The organism is Ideonella sp. P3_A4, assembly GCF_056403075.1.
The window spans coordinates 33,229-52,742 of record NZ_JBFUGE010000001.1; the positions used below are offsets into that span (position 1 = coordinate 33,229).

The 19,514-nt window shown below is 69.0% G+C and carries 21 protein-coding genes; 10 read left to right on the plus strand and 11 right to left on the minus strand.

Annotated elements, in window-relative coordinates:
* Positions 1 to 296 precede the first annotated feature (296 nt).
* Entirely contained in the window at positions 297 to 1,262 is a 966-nt protein-coding gene (locus AC1DYI_RS00170; RefSeq protein ID WP_477202045.1) for a tetratricopeptide repeat protein, read from the minus strand.
* 116 nt (positions 1,263 to 1,378) lie between these two features.
* On the opposite strand from AC1DYI_RS00170, the gene purE reads away from it, so the two are divergent.
* The 6 genes from purE to AC1DYI_RS00200 all read left to right on the plus strand — a co-directional run bounded on the left by purE (position 1,379) and on the right by AC1DYI_RS00200 (position 7,220).
* Complete coding sequence (purE, locus tag AC1DYI_RS00175; RefSeq protein ID WP_477202094.1) at positions 1,379 to 1,843, plus strand: 5-(carboxyamino)imidazole ribonucleotide mutase; 465 nt, start codon at positions 1,379 to 1,381, stop codon at positions 1,841 to 1,843.
* Positions 1,840 to 3,021, plus strand: coding sequence for a 5-(carboxyamino)imidazole ribonucleotide synthase (locus tag AC1DYI_RS00180; protein WP_477202046.1), 1,182 nt, complete (start codon positions 1,840 to 1,842; stop codon positions 3,019 to 3,021). Before purE ends, AC1DYI_RS00180 begins: the two co-directional genes overlap by 4 nt.
* A gap of 80 nt (positions 3,022 to 3,101) precedes the next feature.
* The gene (locus AC1DYI_RS00185; protein ID WP_477202047.1) at positions 3,102 to 4,100 is read left to right on the plus strand and encodes an L-threonylcarbamoyladenylate synthase; all 999 of its coding nucleotides are present in this window, start codon (positions 3,102 to 3,104) and stop codon (positions 4,098 to 4,100) included.
* A gap of 35 nt (positions 4,101 to 4,135) precedes the next feature.
* Positions 4,136 to 5,119: an SGNH/GDSL hydrolase family protein gene (locus tag AC1DYI_RS00190; RefSeq protein WP_477202048.1), complete on the plus strand. Its 984-nt coding sequence runs from the start codon at positions 4,136 to 4,138 to the stop codon at positions 5,117 to 5,119.
* 248 nt (positions 5,120 to 5,367) lie between these two features.
* Positions 5,368 to 6,510, plus strand: a complete 1,143-nt coding sequence (locus tag AC1DYI_RS00195; protein ID WP_477202095.1) for an SGNH/GDSL hydrolase family protein — start codon at positions 5,368 to 5,370, stop codon at positions 6,508 to 6,510.
* 38 nt (positions 6,511 to 6,548) lie between these two features.
* Entirely contained in the window at positions 6,549 to 7,220 is a 672-nt protein-coding gene (locus AC1DYI_RS00200; protein ID WP_477202049.1) for an OmpW/AlkL family protein, read from the plus strand.
* 108 nt (positions 7,221 to 7,328) lie between these two features.
* Here AC1DYI_RS00200 and AC1DYI_RS00205 read toward each other — a convergent pair whose 3' ends face one another.
* Positions 7,329 to 7,631 (minus strand): SemiSWEET family sugar transporter, encoded by a 303-nt coding sequence (locus AC1DYI_RS00205; protein ID WP_477202050.1) that lies wholly within the window; start codon positions 7,629 to 7,631, stop codon positions 7,329 to 7,331.
* A 30-nt stretch (positions 7,632 to 7,661) separates the two neighbouring features.
* Complete coding sequence (locus tag AC1DYI_RS00210; protein WP_477202051.1) at positions 7,662 to 9,179, minus strand: D-alanyl-D-alanine carboxypeptidase/D-alanyl-D-alanine-endopeptidase; 1,518 nt, start codon at positions 9,177 to 9,179, stop codon at positions 7,662 to 7,664.
* Positions 9,180 to 9,335: 156 nt separating this feature from the next.
* Here AC1DYI_RS00210 and tsaB point away from each other — a divergent pair, with 156 nt between their 5' ends.
* Genes tsaB through AC1DYI_RS00225 form a run of 3 tightly spaced genes read left to right on the plus strand, consistent with a single transcriptional unit; the run spans position 9,336 to position 11,396 of the window.
* On the plus strand, positions 9,336 to 10,097 hold the full coding sequence (tsaB, locus tag AC1DYI_RS00215; RefSeq protein ID WP_477202052.1) for a tRNA (adenosine(37)-N6)-threonylcarbamoyltransferase complex dimerization subunit type 1 TsaB: 762 nt from the start codon (positions 9,336 to 9,338) through the stop codon (positions 10,095 to 10,097).
* A complete protein-coding gene (rimI, locus tag AC1DYI_RS00220) occupies positions 10,094 to 10,609 on the plus strand; it encodes a ribosomal protein S18-alanine N-acetyltransferase (RefSeq protein ID WP_477202053.1) in 516 nt (171 codons plus the stop codon). The genes tsaB and rimI overlap by 4 nt, the downstream gene beginning before the upstream one ends.
* The gene (locus tag AC1DYI_RS00225; protein WP_477202054.1) at positions 10,596 to 11,396 is read left to right on the plus strand and encodes a uracil-DNA glycosylase; all 801 of its coding nucleotides are present in this window, start codon (positions 10,596 to 10,598) and stop codon (positions 11,394 to 11,396) included. The genes rimI and AC1DYI_RS00225 overlap by 14 nt, the downstream gene beginning before the upstream one ends.
* Positions 11,397 to 11,641: 245 nt before the next feature.
* On the opposite strand, the gene AC1DYI_RS00230 is transcribed toward AC1DYI_RS00225, so the two are convergent.
* Both AC1DYI_RS00230 and AC1DYI_RS00235 read right to left on the minus strand, forming a co-directional pair.
* Entirely contained in the window at positions 11,642 to 12,148 is a 507-nt protein-coding gene (locus AC1DYI_RS00230) for a GNAT family N-acetyltransferase (RefSeq protein WP_477202055.1), read from the minus strand.
* Positions 12,149 to 12,180: 32 nt separating this feature from the next.
* Complete coding sequence (locus AC1DYI_RS00235) at positions 12,181 to 12,873, minus strand: cytochrome b/b6 domain-containing protein (protein ID WP_477202056.1); 693 nt, start codon at positions 12,871 to 12,873, stop codon at positions 12,181 to 12,183.
* A 341-nt stretch (positions 12,874 to 13,214) separates the two neighbouring features.
* On the opposite strand from AC1DYI_RS00235, the gene AC1DYI_RS00240 reads away from it, so the two are divergent.
* Positions 13,215 to 13,667 (plus strand): c-type cytochrome, encoded by a 453-nt coding sequence (locus AC1DYI_RS00240; RefSeq protein WP_477202057.1) that lies wholly within the window; start codon positions 13,215 to 13,217, stop codon positions 13,665 to 13,667.
* Between the two features lie 27 nt (positions 13,668 to 13,694).
* Here the strand turns inward: AC1DYI_RS00240 and AC1DYI_RS00245 are convergent, their stop codons facing one another.
* The 6 genes from AC1DYI_RS00245 to AC1DYI_RS00270 form a co-directional block, all read right to left on the minus strand.
* The gene (locus AC1DYI_RS00245; protein ID WP_477202058.1) at positions 13,695 to 14,471 is read right to left on the minus strand and encodes a DUF1223 domain-containing protein; all 777 of its coding nucleotides are present in this window, start codon (positions 14,469 to 14,471) and stop codon (positions 13,695 to 13,697) included.
* A 90-nt stretch (positions 14,472 to 14,561) separates the two neighbouring features.
* Complete coding sequence (egtD, locus tag AC1DYI_RS00250) at positions 14,562 to 15,500, minus strand: L-histidine N(alpha)-methyltransferase (protein WP_477202059.1); 939 nt, start codon at positions 15,498 to 15,500, stop codon at positions 14,562 to 14,564.
* A complete protein-coding gene (gene egtB, locus AC1DYI_RS00255) occupies positions 15,497 to 16,774 on the minus strand; it encodes an ergothioneine biosynthesis protein EgtB (protein ID WP_477202096.1) in 1,278 nt (425 codons plus the stop codon). The genes egtD and egtB overlap by 4 nt, the downstream gene beginning before the upstream one ends.
* A gap of 353 nt (positions 16,775 to 17,127) precedes the next feature.
* Positions 17,128 to 17,856, minus strand: coding sequence for an alanyl-tRNA editing protein (locus tag AC1DYI_RS00260; protein WP_477202060.1), 729 nt, complete (start codon positions 17,854 to 17,856; stop codon positions 17,128 to 17,130).
* A 125-nt stretch (positions 17,857 to 17,981) separates the two neighbouring features.
* The gene (locus AC1DYI_RS00265) at positions 17,982 to 18,557 is read right to left on the minus strand and encodes a superoxide dismutase family protein (RefSeq protein WP_477202061.1); all 576 of its coding nucleotides are present in this window, start codon (positions 18,555 to 18,557) and stop codon (positions 17,982 to 17,984) included.
* Positions 18,558 to 18,659: 102 nt separating this feature from the next.
* Positions 18,660 to 19,514 carry a PhzF family phenazine biosynthesis protein gene (locus AC1DYI_RS00270; RefSeq protein ID WP_477202062.1) on the minus strand — a complete coding sequence of 285 codons (855 nt, stop codon included), beginning with the start codon at positions 19,512 to 19,514 and terminating at the stop codon, positions 18,660 to 18,662.

The following is a 19,514-nucleotide window of genomic DNA, read 5'->3' on the forward strand; positions in this document are numbered from 1 at the left end:
ACGAATGCCATTGATTAATCGGGCCGCCAATTGGCAGGCGGCGCGATGGTATGCCAATGGCGCGCCAATTCAATGAATACCGTCATGCCCATATTGCAGTTGGGGTGCAGTGGCGGGCGTGGTAAAGGCGTGATGGGCGGGGAGGGGCCAAGCGCGGCCGGTGAGAAAAGCGCGGCCGGACCGGGGTCACAGCCTGCATGGCTGCGGCGGCGAGGGTGGTCGGCGGAAGTAAGGGAAGTGGGGCCAGGTACTGCTGATGGCCCACCAGCCGATCGCCAAGCGGCGATCGGCAGCGCTCAGAACAGCGCCATGCTGAGCTTGCGCCGGTACTGGTCGAGCACCGGGTCGGCCGCGGGGGCGGCGGCAGCCTTGCCGGTCAGCTCGAGCGTGCCCTTGGCCGAGCCGGCGGCCGGGTCGGCCTTGGCCGGCTTGGTCATCAGCTCGAGGATGGCCACATAGGTCTTGCGCGCCAGCTCCTGGTTCCAGGTCTTGTCGCGCATCAGGATCTCTAGCAACTCGTCCATCGCTGCGGTGGTGTCGCCTTGCGCGAACAGCCACTGCGCGCGCTCGAAGCGGGCGTTGAAATCGCGGCGATTGGCGCCGATCGCTGCGTCCAGTTCCGCCATCGGCCGGGCCGTCGCCATCGCCTCGCAGGCCTTCAGCCAGTGCTCGATCGCCGCATAGCGGGTGTCCGACAAGACCTTGCTCGCGACCGGCTCGAAGGCTTGGCGGGCCTGGGCCGTGCGGGCCGGGTCGGCGGCCGCCTCGCCAAGCAGCAGCTTCAGGTAGTCGATGCGCGCGCCGTCGTTGGACGGGTCGATCGCCACCGCTTCCTGCAGCTTGGCCAGCGCCCCTTCGACGTCACCGCCCTCGGCCAGCAGCTGTTCGGCCTCGGCCACCTCGGCGTCGGCTTCCAGTTCGTCGACGCTGGGCACGTGTTTCTCGAGGAACTTGCGGATCTCGGCTTCCGGCAGCGCGCCGACGAACCCGTCGACTGGCTGGCCTTGCGAGAACAGCACGCAGAACGGGATCGATCGCACGCCGAAGGCCTGGCTCAGCTGGCCGGCGATCTCGGGCTGCTCGTCGCTGTTCAGCTTGGCCAGCAGGAAACGGCCTTCGTAGGCCGTCTCCAGTTTTTCGAGCACCGGCCCTAAGCTCTTGCATGGGCCGCACCAGGGCGCCCAGATGTCCAGCAGCACCGGTTGCTGCATGGAGGCGCTGATCAGCTCGGTCTCGAAATTCTGTATGGTGATGTCGATCATGTCGGAATGTGAACTGAGGGCGAACGGGCGGGAAACAAGCGCAGCCTAAAATCGCGGTTTTCCCGTGACCCGGAGCCGCAAGCTTGGAGCCTGCCCTGCCCGTGGTCGGCATCGTGATGGGGTCGTCCAGCGACTGGGACACCATGCAGATCGCCGCCCAGATTCTCGCCGAGTTCGGCATCGCCCACGAAGCCCGCGTGGTGTCCGCTCACCGCATGCCGGATGACATGTTCGCCTATGCCGAAGCGGCAGCTGCGCGCGGGCTGAAGGCGATCATCGCCGGCGCCGGTGGTGCCGCGCACCTGCCGGGCATGCTGGCCGCCAAGACGGTCGTGCCTGTGCTGGGCGTGCCTGTGGCCAGCCGCCACTTGCACGGCGTCGACTCGCTGCATTCGATCGTGCAGATGCCCAAGGGCATCCCGGTGGCGACGTTCGCCATCGGCACGGCCGGCGCGGCCAACGCGGCGCTGTTCGCGGTGGCGATGCTCGCCAATGAAGACGCCGGCCTGCGCGAGAAGCTGACCGATTACCGTGCCAAGCAGACCGAAGCGGCGCGGGCCATGAGCCAGGAGCTGAAGTGAGCGTCGCCAAGCCGCTGTTGCCGGGTGCCACGCTCGGCGTGATGGGCGGCGGCCAGCTGGGCCGCATGTTCGTGCATGCGGCACAGGCGATGGGCTATGCCACTGCAGTGCTGGACGCCGACCCGACCAGCCCGGCCGGCCTCGTCTCGCACCACCACCTGCTGGCGGCCTATACCGACACCGCGGCGCTGGCTGAGCTGGCTCGGGTGGCCGATGCGGTGACGACCGAATTCGAGAACGTGCCGGCGCCGGCGCTGCGCGTGCTGGCCGAGTCGCGCCCGGTGGCGCCCAGTGCCGACGCGGTCGCCATCTGCCAGGACCGCGCCGCCGAAAAAGCCCACTTCGGCCGCGCCGGCGTGCCCTGTGCGCCCTATGCGGTGATCGACTCGGAGGCTGCGCTGGCGGCCGTCGACGAGGCGCTGCTGCCCGGCATCCTGAAAACCGCCACGTTGGGCTATGACGGCAAGGGCCAAGCCAGGGTCACCGACCGAGCCGAACTGGCCAGCGCCTGGCAGCGGCTGCGCAAGGCCCGCTGCGTGCTGGAGCAGCTGCTGCCGCTGCAGCGCGAGCTGTCGGTCATCGTCGCCCGTGGCGCCGACGGCCAGGCGATCACCTTCCCGGTGCAACAGAACCTGCACCGCGACGGCATCCTCGCCGTGACCCAGGTGCCGGCGCCTGATGTGCCGTCCGCACTGGCTGACGAGGCCGTGCGCTGCGCCAAGGCGATTGCTGCGTCGATGGACTATGTCGGCGTGCTGTGCGTCGAGTTCTTCGTCGTGGCGGACGGCGCCGGTGCGCTGCGCCTGGTGGCCAACGAGATGGCGCCGCGCCCGCACAACTCGGGCCACTACACGATCGACGCCTGCGATGTCTCGCAGTTCGAACTCCAGGTGCGCTRCATGGCCGGCCTGCCGCTGGTCAGCCCGCGCCTGCATTCGCCGGCGGTGATGCTGAACCTGCTGGGCGACCTGTGGTTCATCGGGGGTGAAGCTGAGGCGAAGACGCCCCGCTGGTCCGAGGTGCTCGCTTTGCCTGGCGCGCATCTGCACCTGTACGGCAAGACCGACGCCCGCCCGGGCCGAAAGATGGGCCACCTGACCTTCACAGGCGCGACKCCGGAGGACACGCGTGCGCTGGCCCTGAAGGCTTGTGCGCTGCTCGGTCTGCCCGCGTTCTGAGATGTCGGCCCCCACCTCGCTTCGCGCCTGCCCCCCGAGGGGGCGTTCAGCCGCCTCGGGGCGGCCCGTCGTCGTCTGAGATGCCGATTCGCGACGGGGCCGATGCCACCGCCCTGCGCGAAGCCGCGCAGCGGCTGGCCGACGGCGAACTGGTGGCGTTCCCGACCGAGACTGTCTACGGCCTCGGCGCGCGGGCTGATGACGATGCCGCCGTCGCGCGCATCTACGCCGCCAAGGGGCGGCCGGCGGACCATCCGCTGATCGTTCACGTCGCCCAGACCGAGGCCGCGCAGGCCTTTGCCGCCACTTGGCCGGCGCGCGCACAGCGTCTGGCCGAGGCCTTCTGGCCCGGGCCGTTGACGGTGATCGTGCCGCGTGCGCCTGGCATGGGTGGTGCCGCGGCCGGTGGGCAGGACACGATCGGCTTGCGCTGCCCGGCCCACCCGATCGCGCATGCCTTGCTGGTCGAGGCCGCCGCACTGGGCGTGTCAGGCGTGGCCGCACCGAGCGCCAACCGCTTCGGCCGTGTCAGCCCGACCCAGGCAGCCCATGTGGCGGCCGAGTTCGACCCGGCGTTGTGGGTGCTGGACGGTGGCCCGTGCGAAGTCGGCATCGAATCGGCAATCGTCGATTGCAGCCGCGACCGTGCGGTGTTGCTGCGCCCAGGCACCTTGACGCGCGAGCGCATCGAGGTCGCGCTCGGCGGCGAAAGGCTGGGTGCGCGCGACCACAACGCGCCCCGTGCGTCCGGCACGCTCGACGCGCACTACGCGCCGCGGGCGAAGGTCCGCTTGATGGACGCGCCGGCGTTGCGTTCGGCGCTGTCGGTGCTGGGGCCAGTGGCCGGCAGGGCGAAACCGCCGGTGGCGGTATATTCCCGTACCGTGGGCCCGCTGCCTGCGGGCATTCCCGGTCGCGCCATGCCGGCTGACGCCGCTGCCGCCGCCCGGGCCCTCTTCAGCGCGTTGCGCGAGCTCGATGCTTGCGGCACGCCCTTGATCTGGATTGAAACCCCCCCCGCCGAATCCACCTGGGACGGCGTGCGGGATCGCCTTCAACGCGCCGCGGCGGCTGGCTGAAAGCCGTGCGCGACGACCGAATTCACCGAACTGGAATGAGCATGATCTCGACTTCGTTGGCCCGCCGGGCCCCCCGCGTCTGGCGCCTGGCCGCGGGCGCTGCGCTGATGGCCGGCGTCCTCGCCGGCTGTGGTGGCAGCACCAGCCAGGTCGACACCTTCGAGCCCGGCCGCGTGCTGGTGTTCGGCGACGAGTTGAGCGTGCTGACCAACGACGGTCACAAGTACACCGTTAATGCCGTTGACGAGGACAGCGGCGCCCTGCAGTGCTACAACAACCCGATCTGGGTCCAGGTACTGGCGGTGCATTACCACATGGTCTTTTCCGAATGCAACCCCGATGCGGTGGCCAACCCCAAGGCCAAGATGCTGGCCACCGAAGGGGCCACGGTCGACGAACTGGACTTGCAGATCCGCACGTTCACCTCGGGCGACAGCATCCACAGTGATGACCTGGCGACGGTGTTGATCGGCATGAACGACGTGCTGCGGGCCTATGCCAGCTACCCGGCCGAGAGCGAGGATGTGCTCATCGCGCGGATGGAAGAGGCCGGCGAACGCACGGCGTCGCAGGTCAACGATCTGGCGTCCAGTGGCGCGCGGGTCCTGATCAGCACGATGCCGGACATGGGTCAGACCCCTTTCGCCAAGGCCGAAGACCTGGAGCACGGGGACATCCGCTCGAAGGTGCTGACGCACCTGAGCAGCGCCTTCAACCGCAGCATGCGGCTGAAGCTGACCAATGACGGCAGCAAGCTTGGTCTGCTGTTGCTCGACGACCTGATGCACGCCATGGTGCGCGTCCCGGCTGCCTTTAGTCTGACCAACACCGACACGGCAGTCTGCGACGCTGCCGCGCCGCTGCCCACTTGCAGCAACGACACGCTGATCCCGGCCGACAGCTCACCCACGCCCAGCGCGTCGACCTACCTCTGGGCCGATGCGACACGGCCAGCCCCGAGGGCCCACAACTCCCTGGGCTCGCAAGCCGTGACCCGCGCGTCGAACAACCCGTTCTGACCACGGGCTTCGTGACAGGCGTCACGCCACCACCCTTTCGACGCCGCAGTTTTAGGGGCTGTCAGCCCGCCGCCACACAGAGGGTTTGCCCCGGCGGCGAGCGCCGGACCCGCCTTTTATAGTTTTTCCACTAAATCGAACGGTCGTTCGATTTTCTGGCAGACGAGCGCCCTCCGGGCTCGGCAGGCCGAGCCCGCCCCCGGGGTGTCCAAACTCGGGAGCGGCCCTTCGTTTCTTGAGAGGTGGGCATGAAGAAATTTCATCCGTCATGGGTGGCGGCGGCAGCGACCGCTTTGCTGGTGGCTTGCAGCGGCGGCGGAGAGGGCGATCAATCCCCTCGCGTCGAATACGGCAAGATGGTCACGTTCGGCGACAGCCTGAGCGACGTCGGCAGCTACAAGGTTGGCGCGGTTGCGGCGATGGGTGGTGGCCGCTACTCGATCAACGTCGATGCCGATAGCAACGGCACCAACGACCCGATCAACTGGACCGAACTGCTGGCGACCACGCTGGGCGTGGATGCCCTGTGCTCGGCCGAGACGGGCCTCAATTCGGCGGCAGAGCTTGGCGGGCACCAGCCTATCGTCCCTCACGCGGGTTGCTACAGCTATGCGCAGGGCGGCGCCCGCGTCACGGACGATGTCGGTCCCGGCAATGAGGCACTTTGGCTCGTTTACGGACTTGAGTCCGGCAAGCTGGGCCAGTTGACCGTTCCCGTGCAAAAGCAGATCCAGCGTCACTTGGCTTTGTCCAACGACAGCTTTGCTGCCGACGACTTGGTCACCGTGATGGCGGGTGGCAATGACCTGTTCATGGTCATTCCGTTCGTCTTCCAGGGCACCCTGGCGCAAACGGGCAACTTGGATCAAGCCAAGGCGGCCGCCAATGCCGCCATGACTGCTGCGGGCGCGCAATTGGCCGGCTACGTCAAGGACCTTATCGTCGCGAAGGGCGGCAAACGGGTCGTGGTCGTGAACTTGCCTGACGTGAGCAGCACGCCAGCCTATCTGTCTGCCGATGCTGACAGCGGTACGGATACAGACGACTTTGTGACGCGTGCGCTTGTGCTTGAGCTGGTCCAGGCCTACAACACTGCGCTCGCCGATGGACTGAAGGACAACAGCACCGACGTGCTGCTGGTCGACGCGTTCACCGTCAGCCAGGACCAAGCCGCTCATCCGACGCAGTACGGGCTGACCAACGTCACCACGCCAGCTTGTGACCTTGAGAACATGCCGCTGGCGACCTCGCTGGCCTGCTCCGTCAACACGCTGGTCGCCGGCGTCACCGAGACCTGGCAATACGCCGACACCGTGCACCCGACGCCTTACGGCTACAAGCTGCTGGCCCAGCTGGTGACGGCTGAAATGTCGAAGAAGGGCTGGCTGTGAGCCGGCGGCATCTGCGCAGCAACAAGGACCTGTCCATCATGAAGAAAACATTCACCTCCGCGCTGATGCTGACGGCCCTGGCCCTGGCGTCGAACAACGCGCTGGCGCAGGACGCTGGCACCGTGGCGGTCAAGTTCGGCTACAACCAGATCATGCCGCAGGTCAGCAGCGGCGATCTGTCGGCGCCGAGCATGCCGGGCACCAAGATCGACGTCAAGGAAGCCGGCGCGCCGATCCTGACGCTGACCTACATGTACTCGTCGGGCATCTCGTTCGAGCTGTACGCCGGTCTGCCGTACGAGCACGAGATCGTCGGTGACGGTGCGATCAAGGGCGTGGGCAAGATCGCCAGCGTCAAGCAGGTTTCGCCGACGCTGTTCGCCCAGTACCGCTTCTTCGACAAGGACTCGACGTTCCGTCCTTACGTCGGCCTTGGTGTGACCTATGCCTACTTCTATGGCGAAGAAGGCAGCGGCAACCTGACCGCGCTGACCAACCCGGGCGGCGATCCGACGCTGCTGGAAGTCGACGACGCCTGGGGCATCTCGCCGCAGGTGGGCGCCACGGTGAAGATCGACCGCAACTGGTTCGTCGACATGTCGGTGATCAAGTCCTTCGTCAAGACCACCTCGCACCTGTCGACCGGCCAATCGATCGACACCAAGCTCGACCCGCTGGCGGTCAGCCTGTCGGTCGGCTATCGCTTCTGATCGGCTGAGCGCCTCGGCGCACCACGGCGGCACCGGTGACGGTGCCGCCGTTTTCTTTTGTGCGCGGCCCGGCGGCTGAGGATTTCGAGGGGCCGGTGCTGGTCTTCTTCAGTGCGGCCGGCGCTCAGCGTGCGAGCGGCGGACACGGGCGTCTTCGCGCAGTTTGGTCAGCAGGATGCTGGCCGCCAGCGGCAGCGTGACCGCGTTGGCGACGATCAGCGCCCAGTCCTGCTCGTGCCAGCCGTAGATCAGCCACAGCGTGATCCCGACGGTGAAGGCGAAGTAGGTCAGGGCCGAAATGCCGCTGACATTGCGCGTTCGCAAGGTCAGCCAGGCCTGCGGCACGAAGGCCAAGGTGGTCAGCGCAGCGGCGGGGTAGCCCAGCCAGTGGTACAGGTGGTCGGGGATCATGGCGGGCAGGATGAGGTGACAGCGCGCGCTTCAGCGTGCGATGGTGTCGCCGGTGGCGGTGGGGGCGATGGGGGCGGAGGTTGAAGCGCCGGGGGCGTCGCGAATGGTCCACTGGACGAGCGCATCGATCGCCGGCCGGGCCGCGGCGGCGTTCGGGTGGTTGACGATCGCGACCAGCACATAACGCCGGCCGTTGTTTGACAGCACGTAGCCCGCCACCGCGGCCACGTCGCGCAAGGACCCGGTCTTCAGGTGCGCGCGACCGGCGGTGGCGGTCGAACGCTTCAGCGTGCCGTCGGTGCCGCTGACCGGCAACGAACTCATCAGCTCCGGCATCACGCTGCTGGCCCAGGCTGCTTGCAAGAGCCGCGCCAACAGTGATGGGCTGATGCGCACCTCGCGCGACAGGCCGGAGCCGTTGTCGACCACCGTTTGCTGCGCCGCGGCCTCGCCGAAACGGCCAGTCAGCCAGCGCCGCAGGTTCTCGCGCGCGTCCTCGGGCCGAGTGGCAGGGATGACCGGAAGGGTCGCAGTGGCACTGCTGGCCGCCGAGGCCGGCACTGCCGGCAGGGCCAGGGGGACCGGAGCCAACGCCGAAGGCAGGCTGAGGAACAGCTGCTCGGCCATCACGTTGTTGCTGAACTTGTTGATGTCCCGGATCACCTCGGCCAACGGCGGCGAGGCCTGATCGAAGGCCAGGCGTGCACCCGGCAACAGCACGCCGTCGCGCACGCTGCCGCCCAGGCGCCCGCCCAGCTCGCGCCACAGCTGATCGACCAGGCGCACGTCATAGGCATGGGCGTCGGCAGCGGCCAGTGGCCAGCTGCGCTCACCACAGGCCAGCGGGTAGTTGCCGGCAAAGTGCACCCGCAACGGGTCGGTCAATTGGGCTTTCAGCGCGAGGCGCCAATCGTCGCAAGGGCCGGCGGCCAGCGGCACAGTGGCGTCGACCTGCATGCCCGCCAGCACCGGCTCGCTCGCCACCCGGGCGAAGCCCAGCGCCGGCTCCGGCACGAAGCTGTAGCTGACTGACTTGAAGTTCAGCAGCAGCGCGTCAGGCTGCACGTTCTGCGGTTTGTAGGGCTCGCCGTCGAAGTCGCCTGGCGCACGCTCTGGCAGCGCAAACGCCGAATGGTCGAGCACGATGTCGCCGCGGATCTCTCTCACGCCGGCCTGTTGCTGCAGCCGCCGCAACAGCAGCCAGACCCGTTCGACCACCAGCTTCGGGTCGCCGCGGCCCTGGATCACGACGGAGCCGTTGAGCACGCCGTCGCGCAAGGGGCCGGTCAGGTAGACCGGGGTCGACCAGGTCCAGGCGGGGCCCAGCTGGTCGAGGGCCGCATAGGTCGTGACCAGCTTGAACACCGAGGCCGGGTTGACCGGTGCCTGTTCGTTCCAGGCCAGCAGCGGCGGGCCGTTGCCGACCTCCTGCACCACGGCCGCCAGTGCACTGGCCGGCAACTTGGCGCGCTTCAGCGCTGCATCCACCTCGCTCGGCAGACCTTGCGCCTGGGCGGCGGTCAGCAGCCCCAGCAACCCGCCTGTCACCCCGCTCGTCCACCGGCGCCATGCGCGGCCGGCACGGTCGCTGCCCACTGACCTGCATCCCATGGCGGCATGTTCGCACGGCTACACTTGGCCGATGCCTGCCTGCGCGCCCCTTGTTGTCTTTCCACGCCGCGTTTTGCCGGCACGGCGAAGCGCATGAAGCTGCTGGCACTGGACACCGCCACTGAGTCGATGGCGGTGGGGCTCGCCGATGGTGCCGCGCACTCGGTGGTCAACGCCGAAGGCGGCGCCCACGCGTCTGAACGCCTGATCCCGACCGCGCTGGAGCTGCTGGCACAACGGGGGCTCGCCCCGCCGTCGCTGGACGCCATCGCCTTCGGCCAGGGGCCGGGCGCTTTCACCGGCCTGCGCACGGCGGTATCGGTGGCGCAAGGTCTGGCGTTTGGCATTGGCTGCCCGGTGTTGCCGATCGACAGCCTGTTGATCGTCGCCGAAGACGCCCGGGCGCAAGCGCTGGGCGCAGACGGCACCGAGCCCTTCGAGCTGTGGGTGACGATGGACGCCCGCATGGACGAGGTCTACGCCGGTGCCTACCGGCACGATGGCCGGGCCTGGGCGACGCTGGCGGCGCCGGCGCTGTACGACCTGCCGTCGCTGGCCGCCCGCTGGGCCGTCGCGGGGGCACCGTCGAATCTGGCCGGCAGTGCGATCGAAGCTTTCACCGGTCGCCTGCCCTGGGGCTCAGCGCGCCTGTGGCCACGCACCGCCGACCGCGCTGCCGCCTTGCTGCGCCTGGCCTGCGCCGCCTGGTCAGCCGGCCGCGGCGTTCCGGCCAAGGAGGCGCTGCCGGTCTATCTGCGCGACAAGGTGGCGCTGACCACCGTCGAGCGCGCAGCGGTCGCGGCGGCCAAGGCAGCGGCAGCCGCCACCGCGCGCGACGAAGGTCCGACGTCATGAGTGCCGTCGAGCGCCGCCCGCTGGTCACCGGCCAACGGCCGATGACGGTGACCGACCTCGACCAGGTGATGGCGATCGAGCTGCAGGCCTATCCCTTTCCGTGGTCGCGCGGCCACTTCACCGACTCATTGGCTGCCGGTTACCAGGCCGACCTGCGGGTCGTCGGCCGCGAGCTGCTCGGCTACTGCGTCGCGATGCCCGGAGTTGAAGAGCTGCATCTGCTCAATCTCACCGTCGCGCCGGCCCACCAAGGCCAAGGCCATGCCCGTGCACTGCTGGCCCATCTGGCCGACGTCGCGCGCGCGCAGAAAGCCGTGCAGATCTGGCTCGAAGTGCGCGAGAGCAACGAGCGGGCGCGGCGCCTGTACGAACGCTGGGGCTTCGAATCCATCGGCCTGCGCAAGGGCTATTACCCGGCCGCGCTGGGCCAGCGTGAGCACGCGGTGGTGATGCGCTGGACACTCGACCTTGACACCACCGAGCCGAGGGCTGTCGCGCATGGCCTGGACTGACCGCCAGCGCGCGATGCTGCGGGCGATGGGGCTGAGCGTCTGGGCGCCGCCCGGTGCGCCGGCTGAAGCCTTGCCCGACGCGCCGTCTCCAGCTGTGTCCGTGGCACCGATGCCGTCACCGCCAGCAGCCGAGCGTCCTATCGTGCCGATCCGCTCGGCCCCGGCCGTGACCGCGGCAGAACCGGCGGTCGCGCTGGAGCCGCTGACCGGCGAGGTGGCCTCGCTGGACTGGCCGGCGCTGCGCGCTGCCGTCGCTGCCTGCCAGGCTTGCGCCCTCTGCGAAAGCCGCACCCAGACCGTGTTCGGCGTCGGCAACCCGCGGGCTCATTGGATGATCGTCGGCGAGGCGCCGGGCGAGCAGGAAGACCTGCGCGGCGAGCCCTTTGTCGGGCCGGCTGGCCAGTTGCTCGACGCAATGCTGAAGGCGCTCGGCCTGACGCGCAGCGAGGCGCCGCCGGAGCAACAGGTCTTCATCGCCAACACGCTGAAGTGCCGGCCGCCGCGCAACCGCAACCCGGAGCCGGCCGAGCTGGCGCGCTGCGAGCCGTTCCTGCGCCGCCAGCTGGCGCTGGTGCAGCCCAAAGTGATCCTCGCGATGGGCCGTTTCGCGGTCCAGTCGCTGCTGCGTTCGGACGACGCGATCGGCCGCCTGCGGGGCCGTGTCCATCGCTACGAAGGTGTGCCGCTGATCGTCACCTACCACCCGGCCTACCTGCTGCGCCAGCCGGCCGACAAGGCCAAGGCCTGGGAAGACCTCTGCCTGGCGGCCAGTTTGCTGGAGCGCTGATCGACGCGGTGTTGCAGGGCACCTTAGCTAGCTACGCTACCCCGCTGGGTGGGCGATGGCAGTACCGTTGCCGGGTGCTCCCGCGGCCAGCGCTGGGCCGCTCCCGAGCGGCCGCGCACCCGCCCGGAGGGCTGAGCCCGGACGCCATCAGTCCAGTGGACTGATTGCGCCTGGCGAAGGGCCGGTCGACTTGCGACCGGCGCGGCCTGCAAGGCGCGGCCGTGCCCGGCCACCGGGTGCCCATGTCACCAGCGCGTGTTGCCGTGCAGGTCGGCCTTCAGGTAGTGCGCGCCAGGAATCGGGTTGAAGTAATACGGCGGGATGGTCTCGAAGCCGAGCGAGGCGTACAGCTCACGCGCCGCCTCCATGTCGTCCAGCGTGTCCAGCAGCATCGCCGAGTAGCCGGCCTGCAGCGCGGTGTCCATCAAGGCTTCAGCCAGCACCCGGCCGAGGCCGAAGCGGCGAAAGGCGCGCCGCACGTACAGCCGCTTCATCTCGCAGGCGTTGGCGTAGTCCACGTCGGGCATCGGGCGGAAGGCACCGCAGCCGGCCAGCTCGCCGTCCACCCAGGCCAGCAACAGGGCGCCGCCGGGGGCGTCGTATTCGCCCGGCAGCGAGGCCAGCTCGGCCTCGAAGTTCTGAAAGCACAGGTCGATGCCGAGCGACTCGGCGTACTCGCGCATGATGTCGCGCGTCGCGGCCAGCGCTTCGGGGGTGTCCRGCGTTTGCAGCCGTATCTCGGGGGTGGGCATGCCGGGTGGCGGCGCGTTGGGGAATGGCAAGTCTAGCCAAGCCTGTAGACCCACACCGCCGAGGCGGCGCAGGCCAGGGCCAGCAGGCACGCGAACATGCGGGTGACCAGGTGGTCGGTGCTGGGCGGGACGCCGGCCGGCAGCTGCTTGTCGCCATGCCACATCGGCCGCAGCAGCGTCTGCTTCTTCCTGCGCACGTAGTAGACGATCGCCGCCAGGTGCAGCGCCACCAGCGCGTAGATCAACCAGGGGCCATAGCCCTTGTGCCAACCGGTCGCCAACCCGGCGGTCGCGCCACTGACAAAGCGGTTCAGCGGCCCGGTGGTGGCGATTTCGTCGTCTGCCACCAGCCCGGTGGCCACCTGCAGCAGCAGCACGCCCAGCAAGGCAAAGACCGAGAAGCTGCCGAGCGGGTTGTGACCGATGTCGAAATGGTCCTGCGGCCGCGGCTGGCCCCGCAGGTAGCGCGCCAGCGCCGCCGGCGAGTACAGAAAACTCGTGAAGCGCGACCAGCGCCCGCCGAGCACGCCCCAGACCAGGCGGAACACCAGCAGCGCACCGACCGAGACGCCGAACCGCATGTGCCACTCGAGCGCGTTGCCGCCGACGTTGCCGGTGATCACCAGGCCCAGCACACAGGCGGCCAGCAGCCAGTGGAACAGCCGTGTGGGCAGGTCCCACACGCGGGTCGCGACCAGGGGTGGGGCGGCATCGTCAGGTGACATCGGGTACGGCGGCGGCAATCGCGCGCGCTGGGCTGGGGCCGCCACCATACCCGCGGCACCGTGCCGAATCCAGCCCCCGCGACAACCCTGACCATGCGGGCTTTCCCCGGGGCGACTCATTGATCCGTGACGGAAAAACGTTTGCAAGCGCTGCGTACACTCGTTGGATCGACCTGATCGCGGGCCGACGCGCCCTTGCAGCTCAAGAAACGAAGGACCGTTCCCGAGTTTCTGGGTCCCCCACAGGGGGCGGGCTGGGCGCAGCCCGGCCCTGGGGGCGCTCAGCTGCCGGCAGGCGATGCCGTTCGAACGAACCGTTCTCACCCCTTGGAGGAAATCGCATGAAACGTCTCGTCCTGGCCGCTGCAGCGGCCGCTGGCCTGGTCACCGCTTTGCCGGCTGCCGCACAGTTCCAGAAGCCTGAAGACGCGATCAAGTACCGCAAGGCCGCGTTCACCGTGATGGCCAACCACTTCGGCCGCGTCGCGGCGATGGCCAACGGCAAGGTGCCGTTCGACGCTGCCGCCGTGCAGGCCAATGCCGAGATCGTCGCGACGATGTCCAAGCTGCCCTATGCCGGCTTCATCGAAGGCACCAGCAGCGGCGAGACCAAGGCCAAGCCGGAGATCTGGACCGAGCAGGACAAGTTCAAGGCGGCCGCCAGCAAGATGCAGGAAGAGGTGGCCAAGCTGAACACCGTGGCCAAGGGCGGCAACATCGACCAGATCAAGGCCGCTGTCGGCGATGTCGGCAAGAGCTGCAAGGCCTGCCACGACAACTACCGCAAAGAGTGAACTGACTGCGCTGCCAGCGCACCCGCGTCAACAGCCGGGCGCGTTGGCAAGCGTGAGTTGCTGCGCTCGCAGCGGCCGGCTCCCGCCGGCATCGGTCAGCACGAACACTGCCTGTGCCGCATGACCGGCGCTGACGCTGGGCACCGTCCAGCGCCATTGCTGGGCCTGACTGGCGGGCCAGGCGGCGACCGGCTGGTAGCGCCGCACCACGTGTTCATGGCGCAGCGCGTGGCCGGCGTTTTCGCCTGCAGCCACCTGACTCTGGTGGCCGTCTTCGAGCAAAGCCCAGTAGCCGGCCAACTGCCCGCTGCCACCGGCGCCTACCTCGGCAACCAACTGCGCGCCCTCGCGGCGCAGGCGCAGGCTCGGCGCATCGACTGGTAGGGCCGGTGCGCTGGTCACCAGCGTCGTCGCCGGTAACTCGCGCCAGCCTGGGAAGTCGCGCCCGCCGACGATCAGCTGCGGCGTGTAGACATAACGCGCGCCGCTGCTGGATTGCAGGTGCCGCTGGCGGCCGGTGTAGGCCGCGTCGGCGAAGCGATCGGTCCAGCCCAGGCTGTCCCAGTAGTCGACATGAAAGGCCAGCGCCAGCACCGAGCCGTCGCGCGGCAGCGCGGCCAGCCACTGGTCGGCCGGCGGGCAGGAGTTGCAGCCTTCGGACGTGTACAGCTCGACGATCAGCTTCGGCGCGGCGGCATCCGGCGATGCGCACGACGTCGACGCGGCCTGCGCGATGGTCAGCGACATGGCCATGGCCAAAACCGCCGCCACGTGGGCGGTGACGGGAAAACAGCGACGGGGCATGCGGGTTCCTTCAACGAACGGCAATCCGCCGCGCTGAAGGCGCGGCGGGCCTGCTCGTCGGTCGCCCGGGCGCCGCCTGGCCTTACAGCCTCACGCCGCGGCGGGTTTGAGCCAATGCAGCGCGAACCAGCGCCGCGCGTCGACCCAGACTGTCTCGGGCTCGAAGCCGGCGCTGCGGGCCAGGCGCTGGAAGCCGGCCACGGTGTACTTGTACGAGTTCTCGGTGTGCACGCTGTCGCCCTCGGCCACCTTGATGGCATGGCCGCACAGCTGCACCACCTGGTCGCTGCGGCTGACGAGGTGCATCTCGATGCGCTGCAGCGCCGGGTGATAGAAAGCGCTGTGGGCCCAGCGGCTCAACTCGAAATCGGCACCCAGCTCGGCATTGGCGCGCGCCAGCAGGTTGCGGTTGAAGCGCGCGGTCACGCCCTGTGCGTCGTTGTAGGCGGCGTGCAGCAGGTCCGGGTCCTTGACCAGGTCGACGCCGATCAGCAGCCCGCCATCGAGCCAGCCGGCCATGCGCTGCAGCAGCTGGCGCGCTTCGTTCGGTTCGAAATTGCCGATCGAGCTGCCGGGGAAGAAGCCGACCCGCGGCCCATGCGCCGGCGGCAGCACCAGGTCTTGCATGAAATCGGCCGCCAGTGGCCGCACGGCCAAGCCGGGCCGATCACGCTGCAGCTGCGCCGCGCTGGCATGCAGATGCTCGGCCGAGATGTCGATCGGCAGCAGGCCGGCAGGCCGCTCCAGCGCATCCAGCAGCAGGCGCACCTTGCGCAGGCTGCCGGCGCCGAATTCGACCAACTCGACCCCCGGGCCCAGGCGGCGCGCAATGTCGTGCGCGTTGCGGTCCAGCAGCCCCAGCTCGGTGCGCGTCGGGTAGTACTCGGGCAGTTCGCAGATCGCATCGAACAGGCGCGAGCCCTCGGCGTCGTAGAACCACTTGGGCGAAATGCGGCGTGGCAGCTGCGTCAACGCCGCTTGCAAGGCATGGGCGAATTCGCTGGCGCAGGTGTCGGGCGAGGGTTTCATGCGTCGAGGTCACGCGCCAGGCGCACGCCGCTGAACTGCCAGCGTGCCGAGGGCGGAAAGAAGTTGCGGTAACTGAGGCGGGCGTGGCCCGGTGGCGTGGCGCAGCTGCTGCCACGCAGCACCAGCTGGCCGACCATGAACTTGCCGTTGTACTCGGCGGCGGTGCCGGCAAAGGGCTTGAAGCGCGGGTAAGGGTCGTAGGACGAACGGGTCCACTGCCAGACCGCGCCGAAGCACTGCGGGTCGGCGCTGCTGCGGCGCGGCGCCGGCTGCAGCGGGCCGGGCCCGGCCGGCGTGGCCACACCCCAGGCGCGTGCCGCGGCCTCCCATTCGAACTCGGTCGGCAGCCGCGCACCGGCCCAGGCGGCCAGGGCCGAGGCCTCGTAAAAGCTCAGGTGGCAGGCCGGCGCATCGAGCTGGAGCGGTTGCTCGCCGTGCAGCGTGAACTGGCGCTCGCCATCACGCCAATACAGCGGGGCTTGCCAGCCTTGGGCCTGCACCACGGCCCAGCCGTCGGACAGCCAGAACTCGGGCCGCTGGTAACCGCCATCGGCGATGAAGGCCTGGACCTCGCGGTTGGTGACCAGGCCCCGTGACAGCTCGAACGGTGCCAGCCGTACGACATGGCGTGGGCCTTCGTTGTCGAAGGCGAAACCTTCGCGTGCGTCATGCCCGATCTCAGCCTCGCCGCCGGCGTATTGCCACCAGCCGCTGTCGCCGGCGTGGGCACTCGGGCCCGCGGGCATGGCCGGCCGGTAAGCGGGGGCCAGCGGGTTCAGCGACAGCAGGTGCAGCACGTCGGTCAGGATCAGCTCCTGGTGCTGCTGCTCGTGCTGCAGGCCGAGTTCGAGCAGCGGCGCGGCCTGGGCCCAGGTGTCGGCATCGGCACCTTCGGCAAAGGCGTGCAGCGCCTCGTCGACATGGGCGCGGTAGCTCAGCACCTCGGCCAGTGCCGGACGGGTCAACAACCCGCGTTGGGGTCGCGGGTGGCGCGTGCCCAGGCTCTCGTAGTAGCTGTTGAACAGACGGCCAAAGCGCACGTCGAACGGCCGGTAGTGCGGCGCGAACGCCTGCAGCACCACGGTCTCGAAGAACCAGCTGGTGTGGGCCAGGTGCCACTTGGTCGGGCTGGCATCGGGCATCGATTGCGCGCCCTGGTCCTCGGCCGACAGCGGCTCCGCCAACGCGAGGCTGTGAGCGCGCATCGCGCGCAGCCGACTGGCCAGTGCGGCACGCGGAGTCAGGCGACGGTCATCTGTCGGCTGCAAAGGCATGGCGAACAAAAGCAGGGCGGCGGAACGCGCAATGTACGGTGCGCCGGCCGCGCCGTCGACCATGGGGTGTTTCGACAAGTCACGGCAACGTGTTTGGCAAGGGGTGTGCCCGCGGGAAGTGCCAGCGGTGGATGTTGTGTCACGGAAATGTCGGCAGCGTGGCAGGAAGGGTGTGGGTGGGGCGCGACAGAGCGGCGCGGGCGCGTTGAACGACGGTGGTCGTCGCGGTGAACTCAGGGGAAACGGCAAGGATGGTGCAGCGCAGAAGTTCTTCTGACTTTGGCCCGGGCGCTGAAGCGCCCTTCACGTCGGCTGAAGCCGACATGAGCCTGCGCCGGAAGAAGAGCGCGGCGCTATGCGCCGTTGGGGTTCGCCGGGGCGAACCCCACCACCACCCTGCGGGTGGTGGCGCTTTTCTTCTCAATCTTCGTGACGACCACCGGCCCGATATCGGCCGTGTTGTTCACATGCGTCCCCCCGCACGGCTGCAGGTCGACGCCCTGCACCTCGACCAGCCGGACACGGCCCGAGCCACGCGGAGGCTGCACGCTCATGCTGCGCACCAGTTGCGGATTCGCGTCGAGCTCGGCGTCGGTGATCCAGCGGGTGGTCACCGGGTGCGCGGCGGCGATGTAGCGCGCCAGGCCGGCCGTCAGGGTTTCCTTGTCCAGCGGCTCGGTCATGTGGAAGTCCAGCCGCGCGTAGCCGGCGGTGATCGAGCAGCCGTCGACCGGGTGCGGCACCAGCGCACACAACAGGTGCGTGGTGGTGTGAAAGCGCCGGTGGGCCTGGCGGCGCGTGGTGTCGATGCGCGCGGTGACGCGGTCGCCGACCTGCAAGACACCCTCGGCCGGCTCGGTCAGCAGGTGCAGGATCTGGCCCGGCTCGGCGCCCTTGCGGGTATCGGTCACCGCCAGCGTGCGCCCATCGGGCAGCTGCACGACACCCGCGTCGCCGGCCTGGCCCCCACCCTGCGGATAGAACACCGTGCGGTCGAGCTGAACTGCGTTGCCGTCCACGGCCGTGACGACGGCGTCACACTCGTTCAGGTCGGAATCGTCACGGAACAGTTCAATGGTCATGGGCGGTAGCGTATTGGGTCCGGCGCAGCCCGGAGCACTTCAAGTGGCGTGCGTGGATCCGGCTCTGCCGGTCCACTGCGCGAGCCCCCTCGGGGGGCAGCGACCGGCAGGGAGCGTGGGGGTCCTTACATCCCGGCTATGACGCCGCAGGCGATGCGGGCGCCGGAGTTGCCGGTCGGTTGGGTGGTGTAGTCGTCGGGGGCGGCGTGCACGATCACCGCGTGCTCGACCAGGCTGGCGGCGCCGGCGCTGACCGTCGGGCCCATCAGCATGAACTTCTGGTTCGCGACGCCGTTCGCATCGGCCTTCAGTGCCGGCATGTCACCGGCGTGGTGGGCTGCGCTCTGCGGGCCGTGCGGCTTGCCGTCGGGGTTGAAGTGGCCGCCGGCGCTGGTGCCGTCGGCACTGGCGCAGTCGCCCTTTTCATGCACGTGGATGCCGTGCTCGGCGTTCGGCTTCAAGCCGCTGACCTGGGCGTGCACCATCACGTGGTCGCCCATCTGGTGGAACACGAACAGGCCGCGCACGGTGTTGCCCTGGGTCGGCGTCAGCGTCGCGAAGGCGACCTTGCCCTTCATCGAGGCCATGTGGGTGTCCATGCCTTCACCGCCGCCCTCGTGGCTGTGCGAGGCCGGGGTGCTGCAGCCGGCGCAGGCCATGGCGAGCAGGGTGGTGGTGGTCAAGAGGCTGAGACGAATCATGTGGATGGCTCCGGGCTAATCTGAGGTGGCACCGAATGTAGGCGCGAAAGCCCGGGGCGTGAAGCCACTGGCACAGGGGCTTACAAGCCTGCGGCGTCTCTGCTACAGGCTCAGCGTGCCGCTGATGCACGGCGTCACGTCGCCGCCGATCCAGATCGTTCCGCTGGCCGGGTCGCGCTCCACATGCACGCGGCCGGCACGGCACATCGCCGTGCCTTGCGCGGCGACGTACTGCGCCGGTGCCAGCCCCTCGCCGATCAGCCATTGCGCRASGCYCGCGTTCAGGCTGCCGGTGACGGGGTCTTCTTCGATGCCGATGGGGGCTGCAAAGGCGCGCACCTCGAACTGCGTGTCGGCACTGCCCTCGGCATCTTGCGCCGCCACCAGTCCGACCTTGGCCAAGGTCTTCAGCCGGCCGTGGTCCGGCTTCAAGGCCCGCAGGCGCGATGCACTGGCCACCCGCAGGCCCAACCACTTCGGGCCGTTGTCGAGCCAGCAGGCGCCGAGCAGCTCGGTCGCCGGCAGACCCAGCGCACTGACCACCTGGACCAGCAACTCGTCGTCGACCGGGTCTCGCTTCAGCGACGGCGCCGCAAAGGCCAGCCGCGCGCCGTCGCGCCGCACGTTCACCAGACCGACGCCACATTGCTGGACGATCTGTTGCGCCTCACGAGGCTGCCCACCGGCGGCCAACCACGCGTGGCAGCTGCCCAGCGTCGGATGGCCGGCGAACGGCAGCTCGCCACCGGGTGTGAAGATGCGCACCCGGTAGTCGGCTCGCGCATCGGTAGGGGGCAGCAGGAAGGTCGTCTCGCTCAGGTTCGTCCACTTGGCGAAAGTCTGCATCTCGGCGTCCGACAGGCCATCGGCGTCGTGCACGACGGCCAGCGGATTGCCACGCAGCGGGGTGGCGGTGAAGACGTCGAGCTGGCTGAACCGGCGAGTCGTGCTTGTCAT